17 protein-coding genes are annotated in these 19,416 nt (G+C 59.3%); 11 read left to right on the top strand and 6 right to left on the bottom strand.

Annotated features, from left to right (window positions below; all coding sequences use genetic code 11):
* The first annotated feature begins 19 nt into the window (after nucleotides 1-19).
* The 11 genes from NAV33_RS14340 to NAV33_RS14290 all read left to right on the top strand — a co-directional run bounded on the left by NAV33_RS14340 (nucleotide 20) and on the right by NAV33_RS14290 (nucleotide 12,057).
* Nucleotides 20-1,417 carry a polynucleotide adenylyltransferase PcnB gene (locus tag NAV33_RS14340; protein WP_255981174.1) on the top strand — a complete coding sequence of 466 codons (1,398 nt, stop codon included), beginning with the start codon at nucleotides 20-22 and terminating at the stop codon, nucleotides 1,415-1,417.
* Nucleotides 1,417-1,911, top strand: coding sequence for a 2-amino-4-hydroxy-6-hydroxymethyldihydropteridine diphosphokinase (gene folK, locus NAV33_RS14335; RefSeq protein WP_255981172.1), 495 nt, complete (start codon nucleotides 1,417-1,419; stop codon nucleotides 1,909-1,911). The genes NAV33_RS14340 and folK overlap by 1 nt, the downstream gene beginning before the upstream one ends.
* Before the next feature lie 170 nt (nucleotides 1,912-2,081).
* A complete protein-coding gene (gene panB, locus NAV33_RS14330; RefSeq protein ID WP_255981170.1) occupies nucleotides 2,082-2,882 on the top strand; it encodes a 3-methyl-2-oxobutanoate hydroxymethyltransferase in 801 nt (266 codons plus the stop codon).
* Nucleotides 2,879-3,742 carry a pantoate--beta-alanine ligase gene (gene panC / locus NAV33_RS14325; protein ID WP_255981168.1) on the top strand — a complete coding sequence of 288 codons (864 nt, stop codon included), beginning with the start codon at nucleotides 2,879-2,881 and terminating at the stop codon, nucleotides 3,740-3,742. Before panB ends, panC begins: the two co-directional genes overlap by 4 nt.
* A gap of 99 nt (nucleotides 3,743-3,841) precedes the next feature.
* The gene (gene panD / locus NAV33_RS14320; RefSeq protein WP_025240609.1) at nucleotides 3,842-4,222 is read left to right on the top strand and encodes an aspartate 1-decarboxylase; all 381 of its coding nucleotides are present in this window, start codon (nucleotides 3,842-3,844) and stop codon (nucleotides 4,220-4,222) included.
* 357 nt (nucleotides 4,223-4,579) lie between these two features.
* Nucleotides 4,580-6,244, top strand: a complete 1,665-nt coding sequence (gene pgi, locus NAV33_RS14315; RefSeq protein WP_255981163.1) for a glucose-6-phosphate isomerase — start codon at nucleotides 4,580-4,582, stop codon at nucleotides 6,242-6,244.
* A gap of 139 nt (nucleotides 6,245-6,383) precedes the next feature.
* On the top strand, nucleotides 6,384-7,259 hold the full coding sequence (locus NAV33_RS14310) for an oxygenase MpaB family protein (RefSeq protein ID WP_255981161.1): 876 nt from the start codon (nucleotides 6,384-6,386) through the stop codon (nucleotides 7,257-7,259).
* 114 nt (nucleotides 7,260-7,373) lie between these two features.
* The gene (locus tag NAV33_RS14305; RefSeq protein ID WP_255981159.1) at nucleotides 7,374-8,390 is read left to right on the top strand and encodes a class I SAM-dependent rRNA methyltransferase; all 1,017 of its coding nucleotides are present in this window, start codon (nucleotides 7,374-7,376) and stop codon (nucleotides 8,388-8,390) included.
* Between the two features lie 84 nt (nucleotides 8,391-8,474).
* Nucleotides 8,475-11,432: a DUF748 domain-containing protein gene (locus NAV33_RS14300; RefSeq protein WP_255981157.1), complete on the top strand. Its 2,958-nt coding sequence runs from the start codon at nucleotides 8,475-8,477 to the stop codon at nucleotides 11,430-11,432.
* A gap of 1 nt (nucleotide 11,433) precedes the next feature.
* A complete protein-coding gene (locus NAV33_RS14295) occupies nucleotides 11,434-11,733 on the top strand; it encodes a DUF2845 domain-containing protein (protein ID WP_255981155.1) in 300 nt (99 codons plus the stop codon).
* Between the two features lie 15 nt (nucleotides 11,734-11,748).
* Nucleotides 11,749-12,057, top strand: coding sequence for a DUF2845 domain-containing protein (locus tag NAV33_RS14290; RefSeq protein WP_255981153.1), 309 nt, complete (start codon nucleotides 11,749-11,751; stop codon nucleotides 12,055-12,057).
* A gap of 67 nt (nucleotides 12,058-12,124) precedes the next feature.
* Here the strand turns inward: NAV33_RS14290 and NAV33_RS14285 are convergent, their stop codons facing one another.
* The 6 genes from NAV33_RS14285 to infB form a co-directional block, all read right to left on the bottom strand.
* Entirely contained in the window at nucleotides 12,125-12,499 is a 375-nt protein-coding gene (locus NAV33_RS14285) for a BON domain-containing protein (protein WP_255981151.1), read from the bottom strand.
* Between the two features lie 306 nt (nucleotides 12,500-12,805).
* A complete protein-coding gene (gene pnp, locus NAV33_RS14280; protein ID WP_255981149.1) occupies nucleotides 12,806-14,911 on the bottom strand; it encodes a polyribonucleotide nucleotidyltransferase in 2,106 nt (701 codons plus the stop codon).
* 170 nt (nucleotides 14,912-15,081) lie between these two features.
* Nucleotides 15,082-15,351, bottom strand: coding sequence for a 30S ribosomal protein S15 (gene rpsO, locus NAV33_RS14275; RefSeq protein ID WP_255981147.1), 270 nt, complete (start codon nucleotides 15,349-15,351; stop codon nucleotides 15,082-15,084).
* A 117-nt stretch (nucleotides 15,352-15,468) separates the two neighbouring features.
* Nucleotides 15,469-16,386 carry a tRNA pseudouridine(55) synthase TruB gene (gene truB, locus NAV33_RS14270; protein ID WP_255981145.1) on the bottom strand — a complete coding sequence of 306 codons (918 nt, stop codon included), beginning with the start codon at nucleotides 16,384-16,386 and terminating at the stop codon, nucleotides 15,469-15,471.
* 3 nt (nucleotides 16,387-16,389) lie between these two features.
* Nucleotides 16,390-16,779 carry a 30S ribosome-binding factor RbfA gene (gene rbfA / locus NAV33_RS14265; RefSeq protein ID WP_255981143.1) on the bottom strand — a complete coding sequence of 130 codons (390 nt, stop codon included), beginning with the start codon at nucleotides 16,777-16,779 and terminating at the stop codon, nucleotides 16,390-16,392.
* A 130-nt stretch (nucleotides 16,780-16,909) separates the two neighbouring features.
* Nucleotides 16,910-19,405 (bottom strand): translation initiation factor IF-2, encoded by a 2,496-nt coding sequence (gene infB, locus NAV33_RS14260; RefSeq protein ID WP_255981141.1) that lies wholly within the window; start codon nucleotides 19,403-19,405, stop codon nucleotides 16,910-16,912.
* Nucleotides 19,406-19,416: the final 11 nt, after the last annotated feature.

Raw genomic sequence — 19,416 nt, 5'->3', positions numbered from 1 at the left:
TCGCCACACAGTGCCTCCCATGCTGAAAAAGCTGTTCCAGTCTTTTCGTTCTCCCTTGCGCCGCTTCCCGCATCCTCGTCGCACTCCCGAAATACTGTCCAGCCGGCAGCATTCGCTGCATCGCAACGACCTCAGCCGACACGCCGTCAGCGTCGTCGAGCGACTTCAGCATGCCGGGTACGAGGCCTACGTCGTGGGCGGTTGCGTCCGCGATCTGCTGCTGGAGCTGGACCCGAAGGACTACGACGTTGCCACCAGCGCCACGCCCGAACAGGTGCGCGCCGAATTTCGCAACGCTCGGGTCATTGGTCGACGTTTCAAGCTGGTCCATGTGCATTTCGGACGCGAGATCATCGAGGTCGCCACCTTCCGCGCCAATCACCCGGAAGAAGATGACGACGAGGCCAGCCACCTGGCTTCGCGTAACGAAAGCGGCCGCATCCTGCGCGACAACGTCTATGGCAGCCTGGAAGACGATGCCCAGCGTCGCGACTTCACCATCAACGCGCTGTATTACGACCCCTCGACCGAGCGCATTCTCGACCACACCCACGGCGTACATGACATTCGCAATAGGCTGATCCGCCTGATCGGCGACCCCGAGCAGCGTTATCAGGAAGATCCGGTGCGCATGCTGCGAGCGGTCCGCTTCGCCGCCAAACTGGACTTCGAGATCGAGCAGCACAGCGCCGAACCCATTGCCGAGCTGGCCGATCTGCTGAACGATGTGCCTTCAGCCCGCCTGTTCGACGAAATCATCAAGCTGTTCCTCAGCGGCAAGGCCGAGCGTACCTTCGAGTTGCTGCTGGATTACGACCTCTTCGCGCCACTGTTCCCAGCTAGCGCCGAGGCGCTGGAAGACAATCCGGAATACGCAGGCACCCTGATTCGCAATGCCCTGGCCAATACCGACCAACGCATCGCCCAGGGCAAGCCGGTCACCCCCGCCTTTCTCTTTGCCGCCCTGCTCTGGCCAGCACTACCGGCACGCGTTGCCGAAGCGCAGGCCCGTGGCCTGCCGCCTATTCCGGCCATGCAGGAAGCTGCGCATGACCTGATTTGGGAACAATGCCAGCGCACCGCCATTCCCAAGCGCTTCACCATGCCGATGCGGGAAATCTGGGACATGCAAGAACGCCTGCCACGTCGCCAGGGACGTCGCGCCGATCAACTGCTGGAAAACCCGCGCTTTCGCGCTGGCTACGATTTTCTTCTATTACGCGAAAGCGCCGGAGAGCAAACCGACGACCTGGGCGAATGGTGGACCGACTACCAGGAAGCCAGTGATAGCGAGCGTCGCAACATGATTCGCGGCCTCAGCAGCAAGGATGATGGCGCCGGCGCACCGCGCAAGCGCCGTCGTAGCAGCCGCCGTAAGCGCGGACCTAGCGAAAACGCGCCAGCCTCTACTGACTGATGGAACGCGTGTATATCGGCCTCGGCAGTAATCTGGCCGAACCTCGTCAGCAATTGCGCGAAGCACTCGACGCATTGGCCAGAACTCCCGAAACCCGGATTGCCGCCGTTTCCTCTCTTTATGTCAGTGACCCGCTCGGACCACCGGACCAACCACGCTATAACAACGCCGTCGCCGCTCTGGATACTTCGCTGGCACCGCTGGCGTTGCTCGAGGCGCTGCAAGCCATCGAACTGGCCCAGGGCAGGATACGCAAAGCCGAGCGCTGGGGACCACGAACGCTGGATCTGGATATCCTGCTGTTCGGTGACCGCATCATCGACGAGCCACGCCTGACAGTCCCGCATTATCATCTGCACGCCAGGCCATTCGTGTTGTATCCCCTGGCAGATGTGGCACCTCAAGCGTTGCGACTGGCCGACGGCCGCCGCCTTGTCGATCTGCTCGCAGCCTGCCCATTCGAGGGTCTCGAGCGGTTGGACGAGCCGCTGTAACCACTCGGTAACAGTTGTAACAACGCAGGTAACACTCACGATTGACTTAGCACGCCGCCATCGGGACTATAAGCGCCCTCTGCCGGCACGCATCGAGTGGGGCAAGCCCGCCCCATCGCTGACGCTCCGACTGCAATCGTGATCTCAGAGGCTTTAGGAGGACGGCATCAATGCCAGACGTAACCCTGACTACCCTGCAAGGCCTCAAGCAGAAAGGCGAGAAGATTGTCATGCTCACCTGCTATGACGCGACCTTCGCCAAGACCGCCTGCGAAGCCGGAGTGGAGATGTTGCTGATCGGCGACTCCCTGGGCATGGTCCTGCAAGGTCACGACAGCACGCTCCCCGTTTCAGTGGACGAGATGGCTTATCACACCGCCTGCGTCAAGCGTGGGAACCGTGGCGCGATGATAGTCGCCGATCTTCCCTTTATGGCCAACGCCACCGTCGAGCAGACGTTGAACAATTCAGCCGCACTGATGAAAGCCGGCGCGCACATGATCAAGGTCGAAGGCGCAGCCTGGCTGGCCGAATCCATCCGCCTGCTGACCGAACGCGGCATTCCGGTCTGCGCGCATATGGGCCTCACTCCGCAGACGGTCAACGTCCTGGGTGGCTACAAGGTACAAGGCCGCCAGGAAGCCCAGGCGCTGCAGATGATCGCTGACGCCAAGGCACTCGAGGCCGCGGGCGCTGCAATGCTGTTGCTTGAATGCGTGCCCAGTGAACTTGCGGCACGCATCACCCAGGCGGTTTCGGTGCCGGTGATCGGTATCGGTGCTGGCAGCTCAACAGACGGCCAAGTACTGGTACTGCATGACATGCTCGGCCTGTCCCTGAGCGGACGTGCGCCTAAATTCGTCAAGAATTTCATGCGGGAACATGGCGACATCACGTCCGCCATCGCAGCTTATGTCCAGGCAGTGAAAAAAGTGGAATTCCCAGCCGCCGAACACGGGTTCTCGTCATGAACGTGGTGAAAACCGTCGCCGACCTGCGCGCCGCAGTGGCGCGCGCACGCGGGGAAGGCAAGCGCATCGGCTTTGTACCGACCATGGGCAACCTGCACGCCGGTCATATCGCCTTGGTGAAGAAAGCCGGCCAGCGCGCCGACTTCGTCGTCGCGAGCATCTTCGTCAATCCGCTGCAGTTCGGCCCCAATGAAGACCTTGCCAATTATCCGCGTACGCTCGCGGCCGACCAGGAGAAGCTCTTCGATGCGGGATGCCATTTGCTGTTTGCGCCCAGCGTCGAGGAAATGTATCCCCATGGTCAGGCGTTGCAAACTATCGTCAGCGTTCCCGGCGTGTCCGAGGGGCTCTGTGGCGGCAGTCGTCCGGGACACTTCGATGGCGTCTCGACTGTGGTCAGCAAGCTGTTCAATATGGTACTGCCTGACCTCGCCGTGTTTGGCCAGAAGGATTTCCAGCAGCTGGCGGTGATCCGCACTATGGTTCGTGACCTGAACATGCCGGTGCAGATCATTGGCGAGCCGACCATGCGTGCCGAAGACGGCTTGGCGCTGTCCTCGCGCAACGGCTACCTCAGTGCCGACGAACGCGCCACCGCTCCAGCGCTATACCGCACGCTGAATCAGCTGGCGGACGCGATTCGCAACGGGAACCGCGATTACCCGGCACTACTGGCCAAGGGACAACAGACATTGCAAGCAGCCGGCCTACGTCCCGACTATCTGGAAATCCGTAACGCGACGGATCTGCAGCCAGCCACAGCCGATACACGCGAGCTGGTCATTCTAGTAGCAGCGTTCCTCGGCAGGACCCGTCTGATCGACAACCTGCTGGTTGATATCAGGCCCACATCCGTATAACCGCCGACTATCGGCACTGCCCCGCCCGCCCCTCGGTCTTGATCACATCTGAGGGTTCGTGCACACTCTGCGCCGCTTGCGCACCCGGAGGAACCCGCCATGCACGCCATCATGCTCAAGGCCAAATTGCACCGCGCCCAGGTGACCCACTCGGTGCTGGATTATGAAGGCTCCTGCGCCATCGACGGTGACTGGCTGGACCTGGCCGGCATCCGCGAATACGAGCAAATCCAAATTTACAATGTGGACAATGGTGAACGCTTCACCACCTACGCCATCCGCGGCGAGGAAGGTTCGAAGATCATTTCCGTCAACGGCGCGGCAGCCCACAAGGCCGGCGTCGGTCATCGATTGATCATCTGCGCTTATGCGCACTACAGCGAAGCCGAGCTGGCTAGTTTCAAACCCCACGTTCTTTACATGGGTGCGGACGGCGATCTCAGTCATACCAGCAACGCCATTCCGGTACAGGTCGCCTGATCGAAATGAGCTGTACAGAAAGCCCGCAACGTCACCTACGCTGCGGGCTTTTTTGTGTCTTGGGGGTTTCCCCTGACAAGCGAAATCTGCAATGGTCCCAGTGTTCTGGCTAGTATTGGTAACACGGACGGCGAGCGCTCGGAACGCCGGGCGTTTTTCCAAGTCAGACCAGTCTCGAACGCACAGGATTGTGCCGTCGCCGCTTCGTCCCATGGAGCGGTACGCATCTACTTCGTTCAGGATGAAGGCCAGCGTGTCAGTTGATCGAATGACTGTCCGACGGCTGTAGGCATCCATGCCGTCGCATGGACGCGCAGATACGCAGGCAGTCCGCCAAGCAAAGGAAGCCGCACTACCATGAGCTATTACCAGCACCCTCTCGATGCCACCGGCCTGTCGTCATGGAAGGCTTTGGAAGAACACCGCCTAACGATGCAGAACTTCCGCATGCGCGAGGCATTCAAGGCCGACCCGACACGCTTCGATGATCTGTCGGTTTCCTGCTGCGGCCTGTTTCTCGATTACTCGAAGAATCTGATTACCGCCGAAACACGCACGCTGCTGGTCAATCTCGCGCGTGAAGCGGGTGTGGAACAGGCCGCTCACGCCATGTTCGAGGGCGAGCGGATCAACGCATCGGAAAACCGCCCGGTACTGCATACCGCCCTGCGCCGTCCGATGGGCGACTCGGTGATGGTCGACGGGAAGAACATCATGCGCGACGTACATACTGCGCTGGCGCAGATGACGGACATCGTTACTCGCATTCACAACAACCTTTGGCGTGGGTTCAGCGACAAGACCATTACCGACGTGGTGAATATCGGCATCGGCGGCTCGTTCCTCGGCCCGCAACTGGTGTCCGAAGCGCTGCTACCGTTCACCCAGCACGGCGTGCGAACGCATTACTTAGCCAACATCGACGGCAGCGAATTCCGCGAAGTAACCGCCAAGCTCAACGTCGAGACCACACTGTTCATCATCTCCAGCAAAACCTTCGGCACTCTTGAGACACTGAAGAACGCCCAAGCCGCGCGCACTTGGTATCTGGGCAAGGGCGGCACCGAGGAGAAGCTCTACCGACACTTCATCGCCGTCACAAGCAACAAGCAAGCCGCGGTGGACTTCGGTATTCGCGAGAAAAATATTTTCCCAATGTGGGACTGGGTTGGCGGACGTTACTCACTGTGGTCGGCGATTGGCCTTCCCATCGCACTGGCCATTGGCATGTCCAACTTCAAGGATTTGCTGTCCGGTGCCTACAGCATGGACCAGCATTTCCTCAACGAGCCGTTCGAAAGCAACATGCCTGTTCTGCTGGCGATGCTCGGCGTCTGGTACCACAACTTCTGGGGCGCACAGAGCTACGCCTTCCTGCCGTACGATCACTACCTGCGCAACTTCGTCAAACACCTGCAACAGATGGACATGGAGTCCAACGGCAAGAGCGTCCGCCAGGACGGCACGCCGGTTTCCTGCACCACCGGCCCGGTGATCTGGGGCGGCGTCGGCGCCAACGGCCAGCACGCCTATCATCAACTGCTGCACCAGGGCACCCCGCTGATTCCGGCCGACTTCATCGTGCCGGTCGTCAGTCACAACCCGGTTGCCGATCACCACGAGTGGCTCTACGCCAATTGCCTGTCACAGAGTCAGGCACTGATGCTGGGCAAGACCCGCGAAGAAGCCGAAGCCGAACTTCGAGCCAAGGGCATGAGCGAAGCCGAGATCCAGCGCCTCGCACCGCACAAGGTGATTCCAGGCAACCGTCCGAGCAATACGGTCGTCATGGAAACCATCAGTCCGGGCCGTCTCGGCGCGCTGATTGCCCTGTACGAGCACAAGGTGTTCGTGCAGGGCGTGATCTGGGGAATCAATTCATTCGATCAATGGGGCGTCGAACTGGGCAAGGATCTGGGCAAGGCCGTCTACGGTCAGATGACCAGCTTCGACGCACCACCGGCAGAAGATGCATCGACTCAGGGCCTGATCGACTTCTTCCGCGGGCGGCATCGCGGCTGATTGGACGGAGTAACCGGACAGTGTGCCATTGCTGTCCGGCCTCACCTTTCAACGTCCCCTTCGCATCACTCCGACTGACTGGTAACAGGGGAGCTTCGGGTAACATCCTGTTTTACTCAAGCCATCGCTTACCGCCGCCATGGAATTTATCCGCCGTCGTATCGAATCGCAGGTGCTCAGCCTCACCGGCTTGGCCATCGGCGGCATCGATTATGAAAATCCGCCGGGCGACCCCGGACTGTTCGGCCCGGACTCTGTCTGCTGGCGCGTGCATGGCGACTTCACTTCGATGCTGGTCGGAGGCATTTCCGCCTTACTGCTGCAAGCCTTGCACCCGCTGGCACTGGCAGGTGTCTGGGATCACTCGAACTTTCGCGAAGACTTGCTTGGTCGCCTACGCCGCACCGGCCAGTTCATCTCGGCAACGACATTTGGCAGCCAGGCCGATGCACAGCGGTTGATCGAGCGGGTCCGGTCGATCCACCTGAAGGTCACCGGACACGCCGCCGATGGTCGTCCCTACGCCGCCTACGATCCAGACTTGCTGACCTGGGTGCATGTGGCTGAGGTCAGCAGCTTTATCAAAGCGCATCTGCGTTACCTAAATCCCGCCCTCCCCGATAACGAGCAAGATCGCTATTACGCGGAAGTCGCCCTAATTGCCGAAAGTCTTGGCGCACGGAACGTACCGCGCTCCAGAGAACAGGTCGCGAACTACCTGGAGGTAGTACGGCCACAGCTACGATGTGACGAGCGCTCCCGGGAGATCATTCGCGTACTTTTCAGCGCCCCGGCGCCCAGCATGTTGGCTAGACCTTTTGGCGCCCTGATGATGCAAGCCGGCGTTGAGCTGCTGCCGGACTGGGCAAGCGCCATGCTTGGGCTACAGCAGGGACCGCACCAGCGCCAATTGATCCGGTTCGGGGTCAGGCGCACCGCGCCTGTGCTTCGCTGGGCGGTGCACAGTGGTTCGGTACATCGAGCGCGGCGCCGCATGGGCCTGCCAAGCCGCTAGCCTGCTTGGCAAGTTTTGCAGGTGGAGTCGCCCCGAACGCTGAGACAGCACCACGCAGGCTCAACGCCGGCGTTTTTCGATAAACTGCGCGCCCATTTCTCCGAGTCGCCACGCATGCCCTCTCTCGAACAGGCTCTGCGCGCCGCCTACCGCAATCGCGAAGGATTGCTCATTCAACTGCACGACCAGGCTACCGACTGTTACCGGTTGTTCCACGGCAGCCAGGAAGGTGCTCCAGGCCTGACGGTCGACCGTTACGGCCCGCAGCTACTGGTGCAGAGCTTTCATCAAACCCTCGAACGTGACGCGCTGTTGGCCCTGCATGCGCAGGTTTGCGCAAGCCTCGGCGGGAACCTGTCTCTTGTCTATAACGACCGTTCCCAGGGCAATTCGCGCATCGATAGAAACGACCCGGTGTACCGCGCCGATGCAACCGCACTGGAAGATCAGGTCGGGCGGGAATGGGGCATCAATTACCGCGTGCGCGCTCGTCACAGCGGCCAGGATCCGCTGCTGTTTCTCGATCTGCGCAATGTTCGCGGCTGGGTCAAGACCAACAGCGCCGGCAAGTCGGTTCTCAACCTTTTCGCCTATACCTGCGGCGTCGGTCTCTGCGCCGCAGCCGGCGGTGCGCGCGAAGTCTGCAACCTGGACTTCGCCGAAAGCAACCTGGCGGTCGGGCGGGAGAACGGCGCGCTCAACCCCGACCTGGCGCCCATGCAGTTCGTTCAATCGGACTATTTTCCGGCGATCAGGCAGTTGGCGGGCTTGCCGGTTCCGCAGCGACGCGGTCGTCAGCTTCCTGAGTATCCCCGCCTCGCACCGAAGCAGTTCGACCTAGTACTGCTCGATCCTCCGGCCTGGTCGAAAAGCGCATTCGGCACGGTCGACCTGTTACGTGACTACCAAAGCCTGCTCAAACCCGCCCTGCTCGCCACCGCCGATGGTGGCGTGCTGATCTGCTGCAACAACCTGGCGAAGGTCCATCTGGAAGACTGGCGCGAACAGGTGCTGCGCTGCGCGACCAAGGCCGGAAGGCCGGTACGTCATTGGCAGGCACTGTCACCCGCAGCGGACTTTCCGTCAGCCGACGGACAGCCCCCACTGAAGGTCCTCGTACTGCAATTGTGAAGTGCCGTAGACGCCAGCGTGCCAGAGGAACCCGCGTCTCGTGCCATACTCCAAGGCATTCCATCGCCTGGAAAGTAGATCCGCATGCCCAACGGAATGAAGCGCGTACTCATCGGCCTGATGGCCGCTCTGGTCTGCTATTGCCTCCTCGGCTTTCTGATACTGCCCGGTGTCGCCCAGCGTGTCGTGAATCAGCAGCTGATTCAGTACGCAACGGTACCGGCACGGCTGGAGCGGATCGAATTCAACCCGTTCAGTCTCGAACTCACACTGTTCAACCTGCGCCTTGGCGAAGAAAAACAGCAGCAACTCGGCTTTGAGCGCCTCTATCTCGACCTGGAATGGAGCAGCCTGTGGCGTCGCGTCCTGCAGATCGAGAACATAGAACTGATTCAACTGCACACCGAAGTGGTCTTCGACAAGAACGGCGTACTCAATCTGGCTCAGCTATTCGATCTGCCACCCGCTACAGACGAGGAGAGCCCGGACGAGACTGATGACGAACCCTTCGCACTGCGCATCGGCCGGCTTCAGTTGGTGAAAGGCTCGGTCCACTTCGCCGATCAACGACCCGAGGAGCCTATCGATTTTCTGCTCGATTCGCTCAACTTCGAATTGCTCAACTTCGCCACCCGTTCGGATGACGCAGCCGACGCGGTCCTGGTCGCCACCGGCCCCAGCGGTGCCCGTGTGGACTGGACAGGACAGGTCAATCTGGCACCGATCAGGTCGTCCGGTCGGCTAGAAATCAGTAACCTGATGCTGAAGGACTTCTGGGCATATGCACATGACTCGATACCGCTGCAGCTACAGGAAGGTCAACTGAGTTTCGCCAGCGACTATCGACTCGACCTTGCGGAACGCACCGAGCTGCAACTGAGCGATCTGAATGCGCAACTGGCGCCACTCAAGCTCGACGCCCCCGATGGACAGCCGCTGGTTCGCCTGGAAAACCTGGAAATCAGCCAGACTTCGCTGGATCTGGCCAAGCAGCAGGTGGTAATCGGTCAGCTGCGAAGTCACAAGCTAGAAACCTGGGCAACCCGTGAGCACGACGGCGAGCTGAACTGGCAGAAGCTGCTCACATCCTCACCGGATGCAGCCGATGACCAGAGCCAGACGATCCAGGAAACAGACAATACCGAGCCACCGCAATCACCCTCGTCTGACGACGGTACTACAGCAGACAGCAATGCCTGGCAGGTTCTGTTGCGTGACGCACAGCTGCGCGACTATCAGGTGCATCTGAGCGATCGCGTGCCAGATGAAGAAGTCACCTTGGAGCTGGGTCCGCTGAATCTCGATGTGTCTGACTTCGACAGTCTGGGCACCTCTCCTTTCAGCCTCGAACTGGACACAGCCGTTGGCAATCAGGGCTCGCTGCAGGCAGAGGGGCAGCTGCAACTAAAGCCTGCTACAGGGAGGCTGAGCATCAAGACGCAGGATATCGACCTGCGCATCGCCCAGGCCTACCTGACACCCTTCGTGCATTTGGAATTACGCAGCGGGCTCCTGGCCAGCCAACTGGAATTCGAACTGACCGGCACCGAACCGCTGGCGTTCAATCTCGGAGGGGCTGCCGAGATCACCCAGATGCACACGCTGGACACGATCAACGACCGCGACTTCGTCAAATGGCAGCGTCTGCAGCTCGGCGGGCTCGATTACCGACACCCTCAGCAATTACAGATAGAGCGCATCGACCTGACGCAGCCCTATGCACGCTTCATCATCAACCCAGACCTCACCACCAACATCAACGATCTGCTGGTGGACAAGACGCCAACCGTCGATAGCGACGCAACTCCCGGCGCAACGGAGCCGACGGAGCCGACGGAGCCGATGGCCATCCACATCGGCGGAATCTCAATCAACGACGGATCGGCGAATTTCTCCGACCTCAGTTTGCGCCCGCCGTTTATCACGGCGGTGCAGGAGCTCAATGGCGAAATCGGAACGATCGACAATCGGGAACAGCTGTCAGCTTCGGTTGATGTCAAAGGTAAGGTCGACCGCTACGCACCGGTGAGCATCAAGGGGGAGCTCACCCCCTTCGATCCGTTGCAGAGTCTTGATATCGCTACCAGCTTCAGGCAAGTCGAACTGACCACCCTTTCCCCCTACTCCGGCAAGTTCGCCGGTTACCGCATCCGCAAGGGCCGGCTCGATCTCGACCTGCACTACCGCATCCAGCAGGGCCAACTGAATGCCGAAAATAAAGTCGTGCTGCAGCAGCTACAGCTCGGCGAGCAGGTCGACAGCCCCGAGGCAGTTGACCTGCCGGTGCGATTGGCCGTCGCGCTATTGAAGGACAGTCGGGGCACGATCTCTATCGAGCTGCCGGTACAGGGCAACCTCAACAATCCCCAATTCGATGTCATGCCCATCGTCTGGCAGACACTGCGCAACCTCATCACGCGCACGGTCAAGGCACCTTTCAAGTTTCTTGCTGGGCTCGCGGGTGGCGATCAGGGCGACCTCAGCCAAGTGCTCTTCGCTCCAGGCAGCAGCGACCTCGATCAGCAGGCGCGCGGCAACCTTGACACCCTGGCCCATGCTCTGCAGGAACGCCCAGTGTTACGCCTTGAAGTCGAAGGCCAAAGCTCGCCACAAGCGGACGGGCCGCTGCTGGCCGAACAGTGGTTGCAACGCGAATATCAGGAAACTTGGTACAAAATGCTGCAACGTCGTGGCGACAAGGTGCCTGCCGATGCCGCGCAGCTGGAAGTCGGCGAGGAGGAGAAAACCGCATTGCTAGAGGGCATCTACCGCAGCAGGCTTGGAAAACAACCGCCTGCTCAATGGGACGAGCTCGACGAGCAGGTACGCAGCGAGAAGATGCGCGACGCGGTGGTAGCCAGCCGAGCAGACAGCACCGCCCTGCTGCGTCGATTGAGCCGCGACCGTGCCAGCTCAATCAAAGAATATTTGGTCGAACAGGCAGGCCTGGATGATTCGCGGGTATACCTGCTGGACACTGGCATCAGCCATACCGGACAGGACGGACAAATCCCGACGCCCTTGCACCTTGGAACCGAGTGAAATGCCAGCTCTTATCGGTCGTGCCCTGTTACTCGTTTTGGCGCTTTCAGCCTCGCTATCGCAGGCCGATACGCTACGCTGCGGCAGCCAACTGGTCAGCACTGGCGATAGGGCATTCGAAGTAGAACGCAAGTGCGGCGAACCTGTTCAGCGCGATCTGATTGGCTACACGCTTGGTCCCCAGGCCAGGCAGGAATTGGTCATAGAGGAATGGCTCTACGGTCCCAACAACGGCATGCTCAGCATTCTCACCTTCGAGGGCAACCGACTGACACGCATCGAGTCGCGCCGCGCTCGCTGAACAAAAGGATTTTCCATGTCTCCCGCTTTGCCTGCCGTCCTGCTGAGCCTGTTCATGTTCGCTTGCAATGCCCAAGCGTCCTCGACTTATCGTTGTAACAGCGCCCTGGTCAGCCTTGAAGCGTCTACAGCCGAAGTCAGAAACAAATGCGGCGAGCCGTCCAGCGCCTCGCTAGTCGGCTACAAGGAAGTCGTCGATGAATATGGCTTCCGCCAGGAAGTGCAGGTTGAAGAGTGGGACTACGGGCCGAACAACGGCATGTACCATTTCCTACGGTTCGAAGGGAACCGCTTGCGCCGAATAGAGAGCCAACGCGGTCGTTGAAATCACAAAAAAGCCCCACGCGAAGGTGGGGCTCGTTCTCACCGCTTACGCGATGGGAAGATTTCGATTAGTCGACAGTTTTTAGGCCATCCGCAGAAACGTCGCGGACGCCTTTCACAGCTTTGGCCTTGTTGACGGCCATTTCACGCTCGGCCTCAGTTGCGACAGTGCCGGACAGCGACACCACACCATCTTTGGTCTCTACTTCGATATCCATACCGGGAGTGGCATCTTCGGCCAGCAGGGACGACTTCACCTTGGTGGTGATCCAGGTATCGGAAACAGCATCGCCAGCCTTATCCATAGTGTCGTTCGTGGCCAGCATGACGGTATCAGTGTTATCCAGCGCTGGGGTGGTGTCAGCGAACGCAACGCCTGTCATAGGCAAGCTCAGCGCAGCGACGGCGGCAGCAGCGGTAAGAGAGTTCTGGATCATATTCATAGTGGCACTCCTGTTTTCTTCAAATGTCTGCGGCATCACTCCGACCGCAGATTCACAGGTAACATCGCAAGCACCATGCCATTTTTTACTCAAAAAATGTACTTTAAAATCAATAACTTAATAAAAGCAGTAGCTGAAAGCCACTAGCACACTGCATGTTCGGCCTCAGCGAAGCGTGCAACTTGCAACTTGCAACCCAGATGCCGCCAGCGCGACACCCGTTTTCATAAAAGGGTGGTCCGTGAATACTGAGGAATGAAAAAGGACCCCGAAGGGTCCTTTCTTTCATTGCTATCGCCGTTGCATTTAGGCGCCGGAGGCTTCGGCAGCTGCCACATCCTTGATTGATAGCTTGATACGACCGCGGTTATCGACGTCCAATACCAGAACCTTCACTTCCTGGCCTTCCTTGAGCACGTCGGTGACTTTCTCGACGCGCTGATCGCTCAGCATCGAAATGTGCACCAGACCGTCCTTGCCCGGCAGGATATTGACGAAGGCACCGAAGTCGACGATGCGCTCCACCTTTCCAACATAGATCTTACCGATCTCGGCCTCGGCAGTGATACCCAGTACGCGCTGCTTGGCGGCCTCGGCAGCTTCCTTGGTTTCGCCGAAGATCTTGATCGAGCCGTCGTCTTCGATATCGATCGAGGCTTTGGTTTCTTCGCAAATGCTACGGATAGTGGCGCCGCCCTTTCCGATAACATCGCGGATCTTGTCCTGGTCGATCTTCATCGCAATCATGGTCGGTGCGTTCGCCGACAGCTCGGTACGCGACTGCGCGATGACCTGATTCATCTGACCAAGGATGTTCAGACGCGCTTCCAGCGCCTGCTCCAGCGCCTGCTCCATGATCTCTTCGGTGATGCCTTGGATCTTGATGTCCATCTGCAGCGCGGTGACGCCCTTGGCGGTACCGGCCACCTTGAAGTCCATGTCGCCCAGGTGATCTTCGTCACCGAGGATGTCGGTCAGTACGGCAAACTTCTCGCCTTCCTTGACCAGACCCATGGCGATACCGGCCACCGGCGCCTTCATCGGCACACCGGCGTCCATCAGGGCCAGGGAGGCACCGCAGACGGAAGCCATGGAGCTGGAGCCGTTGGATTCGGTGATTTCCGACACCACACGGATGGTGTACGGGAACTCGTCGGCGCTCGGCAGCATGGCAGAAACGGAGCGACGGGCCAGACGGCCATGGCCAATTTCGCGGCGACCGGTAGCGCCCATGCGTCCACACTCGCCCACCGAGTACGGCGGGAAGTTGTAATGCAGCATGAAGGGGTCTTTCTTCTCGCCTTCGAGCGTGTCGAGCAGTTGGGCGTCACGCGCAGTACCCAGGGTAGCAACCACCAGCGCCTGAGTTTCGCCACGGGTAAATAGCGCCGAACCGTGGGTCTTGTCGAGCACGCCGACTTCGATGTTCAAGCCACGTACAGTACGGGTGTCACGACCGTCGATACGCGGCTTGCCGTTGACGATGTTCTCGCGCACGGTACGGTATTCGATTTCGCCGAAAGCGTCTTTCACTTCGCCGGCAGAAGGCTGGCCTTCTTGGCCAGAGAATTTGGCGACGATCTGGTCACGCAGCTCACCCAGGCGCGCATAGCGATCCTGCTTGATGATAATGGTGTAGGCTTGGGAAATCGCCTCGCCGAACTCGCTACGAATGGCAGTGAGCAGAGCCGTGTTTTCCGCCTTCGGTTGCCAGTCCCAGGTCGGCTTGGCGGCTTCAGCAGCCAGCTCGGTTACAGCCTGGATCACAGCCTGGAATTCGTCATGGGCGAACAATACGGCGCCCAGCATCTGGTCTTCGGTCAGCTCTTTGGCTTCGGACTCGACCATCAGCACGGCGTCTTTGGTACCCGCGACGACCATGTCCAGGCTGGATGCCTTGAGCTGCTCGTAAGTCGGGTTCAGCAGATAGCCAGTTTCCGGGTGGAAGGCGACGCGCGCGGCACCGATCGGACCGTTGAACGGAATGCCGGAAATGGCCAGCGCAGCGGAGGTACCGATCATCGCAGCGATGTCCGGATCGGTCTTCTTGCTGGTCGACACGACGGTGCAGATAACTTGCACTTCGTTCTGGAAACCTTCCGGGAACAGCGGACGAATCGGGCGATCGATCAGTCGCGAGGTCAGAGTTTCCTTCTCGGATGGACGCGCTTCGCGCTTAAAGAAGCCGCCAGGGATCTTGCCGGCTGCGTAGGTCTTTTCCTGATAATGAACTGAAAGCGGGAAAAAGCCCTTGCTTGGGTCTGCTGTCTTGGCGCCGGTGACGGCCACCAATACGGTGACGTCCTCGTCAACGGTGACCAGCACTGCGCCGGAGGCTTGACGGGCGATACGGCCAGTCTCGAGGGTAACGGTCGATTGACCGAACTGGAATTTCTTGATTACCGGGTTCACGGTGTTTTCCTTCTCTCTATTGCCTTTGGGGGAAATCGGCGGGAGCGGCGGGAATCGGACCCGATCTCTCCTGCAAAAGCCAAAAAGCTGGAAGCCCGAAGCTGGAAGCGGAGAACTCCTCCGACATACAACTTCAAGCTTCCAGCTCCCGGCTTCAAGCTCGCTACGTCTTAACGACGCAGACCCAGACGACCGATTAGGGCGCTGTAACGAGTGGTGTCCTTGCCCTTCAGGTAATCCAGCAGCTTACGACGCTGGTTGACCATACGGATCAGGCCACGACGGGAGTGGTGGTCCTTACCGTTGGCCTTGAAGTGACCTTGCAGCTTATTGATGTTGGCGGTCAGCAGGGCAACCTGCACTTCCGGAGAACCGGTATCGCCTTCAGCTTGCTTGTACTCGTTAACGATCTGGGATTTTTCTTCAACGCTAAGTGCCATGATGGGCTCCTTATATGAACAGGCCGGGACGTGTCCCGTGTTTTAAATAAGGAATGACCGTGCCTGCCGACAGCCATCCTCGTAACGCGGCACGCTTTGAGGCGCACTGCGTATCGGTCATTCCGACCGAATCAGCCGACGCGGCGCAATTCGCCCGTCTTCACTCACTTCACCGATGCCAATGAAGCGACCATTATGATCCTGTACCCGCAACATGCCGAACTTCGGCGCTTCCGGCGCACGTACCGGCTGGCCATGCAGCCAATAAAAGGCGCTGTGCTCTGACAGCTGCAGCAGCGGCCAGTGCTCGAGCCCGCTATCGATCGGCTTTAGAAAGGCGTCGACCGCGTCCGCACCGCCCTCGGCATGTACTCGTTCGAGTTCCTCGAGGCTGACTGTCTGAGCCAAGTGGAAAGGCCCAGCCTGGGTTCGACGCAGCTCGGTCACGTGTGCACCGCAACCCAGCTCGTGCCCGATATCCTCGACCAGCGTTCGAATATAGGTGCCTTTGCTGCACGCCACGGCAAAGCGGACCTGATCCGCTTCCAACGAAAGCAAATCCAAGCTCGCAATGGTAACAGAACGCGGCTCGCGCTCCACCACCTCTCCTGCACGCGCCAGCTTGTACAGTGGTTGGCCATCGCGCTTGAGCGCCGAATACATCGGCGGCACCTGCTGGATGTCTCCACGAAACTGCGGAAGTACTGCTTCGAGCTGCGCCTGGGTGATCGTTACCGGCTTGCGTGCGAGCACCTCGCCTTCCGCATCGGCGGTCGTAGTGGTGACACCAAGCTGCGCCAATGTTTCATAGCTCTTGTCGGCGCCTAGTAGGTACTGAGAAAACTTGGTTGCCTCACCGAAACACAATGGCAGCACGCCGGTAGCCAGCGGATCGAGGCTACCCGTATGGCCGGCTTTCTCGGCGTTGAGCAACCAGCGAACCTTCTGTAACGCTGCATTGGAGCTAAAACCGCGGGGCTTATCGAGGAGAATGATGCCGCTGACTGCGCGGCGAACGCGTTTTACCTGTGCCAAACGTTATTCTCCACCGTCATCGCTGTGTTTGCGATCTTCCGCGACAGCACGCTCGATAAGCGACGTCAGCTCCACACCGCGACGAACGCTGGCGTCGTAATTGAAATGCAATTGAGGCACGGTGCGTAGTTTCATCGCCTTACCCAGCTGCATCCTTAAAAAACCGCTGGCATCGTTGAGAATCCGAAGATTGCCTTTGACCGCATCCTCGTCGTCATCCTTGCCCATGATAGTGATGAACACCTTGGCATGGGAAAGATCACGACTGACCTCGACACCGGTAATGGTGACTAGACCCAGGCGCGGGTCCTTGACTTCACGTTGAATCAACAGCGCCAGCTCGCGCTGCATCTGGTCGCCGATACGCTGGGTACGGCTGAATTCTTTGGCCATAAGATCCGCCTCAAGCTGCAAGCTGCAAGCTGCAAGCTATGAAATTTCCAACCACAAAGCCAAACGGCAAGCTCAATCGGCAGCCGGAGCCGCCTCTTGAAACTTGCCGCCTGATGCTTGCAGCTGCTGTTTAGAGCGAACGAGCCACTTCGACTTTCTCGAACACTTCGATCTTGTCGCCAGCCTTGACGTCGTTGTAGCTCTTCACCGCGATACCGCATTCCATGCCGGCACGTACTTCGGCGACGTCATCCTTGAAGCGGCGCAGGGATTCCAGCTCGCCTTCGAAAATGACCACGTCGTCGCGCAGAACGCGGATCGGACGATTGCGGTGAACCATACCCTCGACGACCATGCAGCCAGCAACAGCACCGAACTTGGGCGAACGGAACACATCGCGAACTTCCGCCACACCGAGAATATTCTCTCGCACGTCACTGCCGAGCATGCCAGTGAGAGCTTTCTTAACGTCCTCGATAATGTCGTAGATCACGTTGTAATAACGCAGATCCAGACCTTCCTGCTCGACGATCTTTCGCGCGCCAGCATCGGCACGGACGTTGAAGCCGAACAGTACAGCGTTGGAGGCCAGCGCCAAGTTGGCGTCGCTTTCGGTAATACCACCGACACCGCCGCCGATCACACGCACCTGTACCTCGTCGTTACCCAATCCCCCGAGCGAGCCCTGCAACGCTTCAAGCGAGCCACGGACATCGGATTTGAGGACGATGTTGAGCGTCTTCTTCTCTTCTTGTCCCATGTTCTCGAAAATGTTTTCCAGCTTGCCAGCGTGGGCACGGGCCAGTTTGACTTCGCGGAACTTGCCCTGACGGAAAAGGGCGACTTCGCGCGCTTTTTTCTCGTCAGCCAGCACGCTCATCTCATCGCCGGCGTCCGGTGTGCCGTCCAGACCGAGGATTTCTACCGGAATCGACGGGCCTGCTTCTTTTATCGGCTTGCCATTTTCATCGAGCATGGCGCGGATGCGGCCGTAGTTCGAACCGACCAATACCATATCGCCCTGACGCAACGTACCGTCCTGAACCAGCACGGTAGCCACCGGGCCGCGTCCCTTATCGAGGCGCGATTCGACGACCACACCACGACCAGGCGCGGACGGGGTTGCAGTCAACTCAAGAATTTCCGCCTGCAGTAGAACGGCTTCGAGCAGATCGTCGACACCCGTACCCATCTTTGCCGATACCGGCACGAACGGCGTGTCGCCGCCCCACTCCTCGGATGTGACGTCGTGTGCGGACAGCTCGCTGCGGATACGATCGAGATCAGCCCCCGGCTTGTCGATCTTGTTCACAGCAACGACCAGCGGAACACCGGCGGCCTTCGCATGCTGAACAGCTTCGATGGTCTGCGGCATGACCCCGTCGTCCGCCGCAACGACCAGAATTACGATATCGGTCGCCTGAGCACCGCGGGCACGCATTGCGGTAAACGCAGCGTGACCTGGGGTGTCGAGGAAGGTAACCATGCCACGCTCGGTTTCAACGTGATAGGCACCGATATGCTGAGTGATTCCGCCAGCTTCGCCAGCAGCAACCTTGGCGCGACGAATATAGTCGAGCAATGAGGTTTTGCCGTGGTCGACGTGGCCCATCACGGTCACTACCGGTGCACGGGTGATGGCCTCGCCTTCGAACTTCAGCAGTTCTGCCAGTTGCTCTTCCAATGCGTTATCGCTGACCAGACGGACCTTGTGACCCAGTTCTTCGGCGATCAGCTGGGCAGTTTCCTGATCCAGCACTTGGTTGATAGTCACCGGAGTGCCCATCTTGAACATGAACTTGATGACTTCGGCAGCCTTAACGGACATCTTCTGCGCAAGATCGCCAACGGTGATGGTTTCACCAATCGCAACTTCACGAATGACCGGGCCGGTCGGGCTCTGGAAGCCATGTGCGTTGCGCTTCTTCAGCTTTGACTTGCCACGACCACCACGACGGAAGCCATCGGCATCGTCTTCACCACTGCGCACAGTACGTGACAACGGAGCCTTCGCCTTGAGCGATGGGCGATGCTGGGCCTGTTTGCGGTCACGACGCTCGTCGTCATCACTGCGAGTTTTTTCTGCGCGACGAGGCTCGTCCTTCTTGCGCTCCTCGACCGGAGCGGTCGGGGCGACAGGTGCGGCAACGGTAGCTACCGGCTCTGCGGTAGCCTGCGGAGCTGATGGAGTTTCTGCCTTGGCTTCGAGTTCGGCTTTACGACGCGCTTCCTCTTCGGCACGCAGGCGCGCCTCCTCGGCTTCCTTCTGACGAGCAGCCTCTTCCACCGCGCGCTGCTCTTCCAGCTCGCGCTGCTTCTCGGCTTCGATCTCGTCGGGGCTGCGCTTGACGAACGTCTTTTTCTTGCGAACTTCAACGCTAATGGTCTTGCTGCCAGCGACCTTCAGCTTGGTAGTGGTTTTGCGCTGCAAGGTAATCTTGCGCGGCTCATCCACTTTGGCACCGTGGCTGCTCTTGAGGTGCGCCAACAGGGCCTGCTTTTCATTATCGGTCACTACTTGCTCGGCGCTGGTGTGCGACAGTCCTGCCTCACGCATCTGCTGTAGCAGTCGCTCGACCGGTGTGTCGACCACCTGGGCCAGTTCTTTCACCGTGACTTGCGTCATGCATCTCTCTC

Origin of the sequence: Stutzerimonas stutzeri (assembly GCF_024448715.1) — a bacterium.
GTDB classification, from domain to species: Bacteria; Pseudomonadota; Gammaproteobacteria; order Pseudomonadales; family Pseudomonadaceae; genus Stutzerimonas; species Stutzerimonas stutzeri_AR.
The sequence above is the reverse complement of the archived record's forward strand: the minus strand, read 5'-3'. Positions and strand labels throughout refer to the sequence as shown.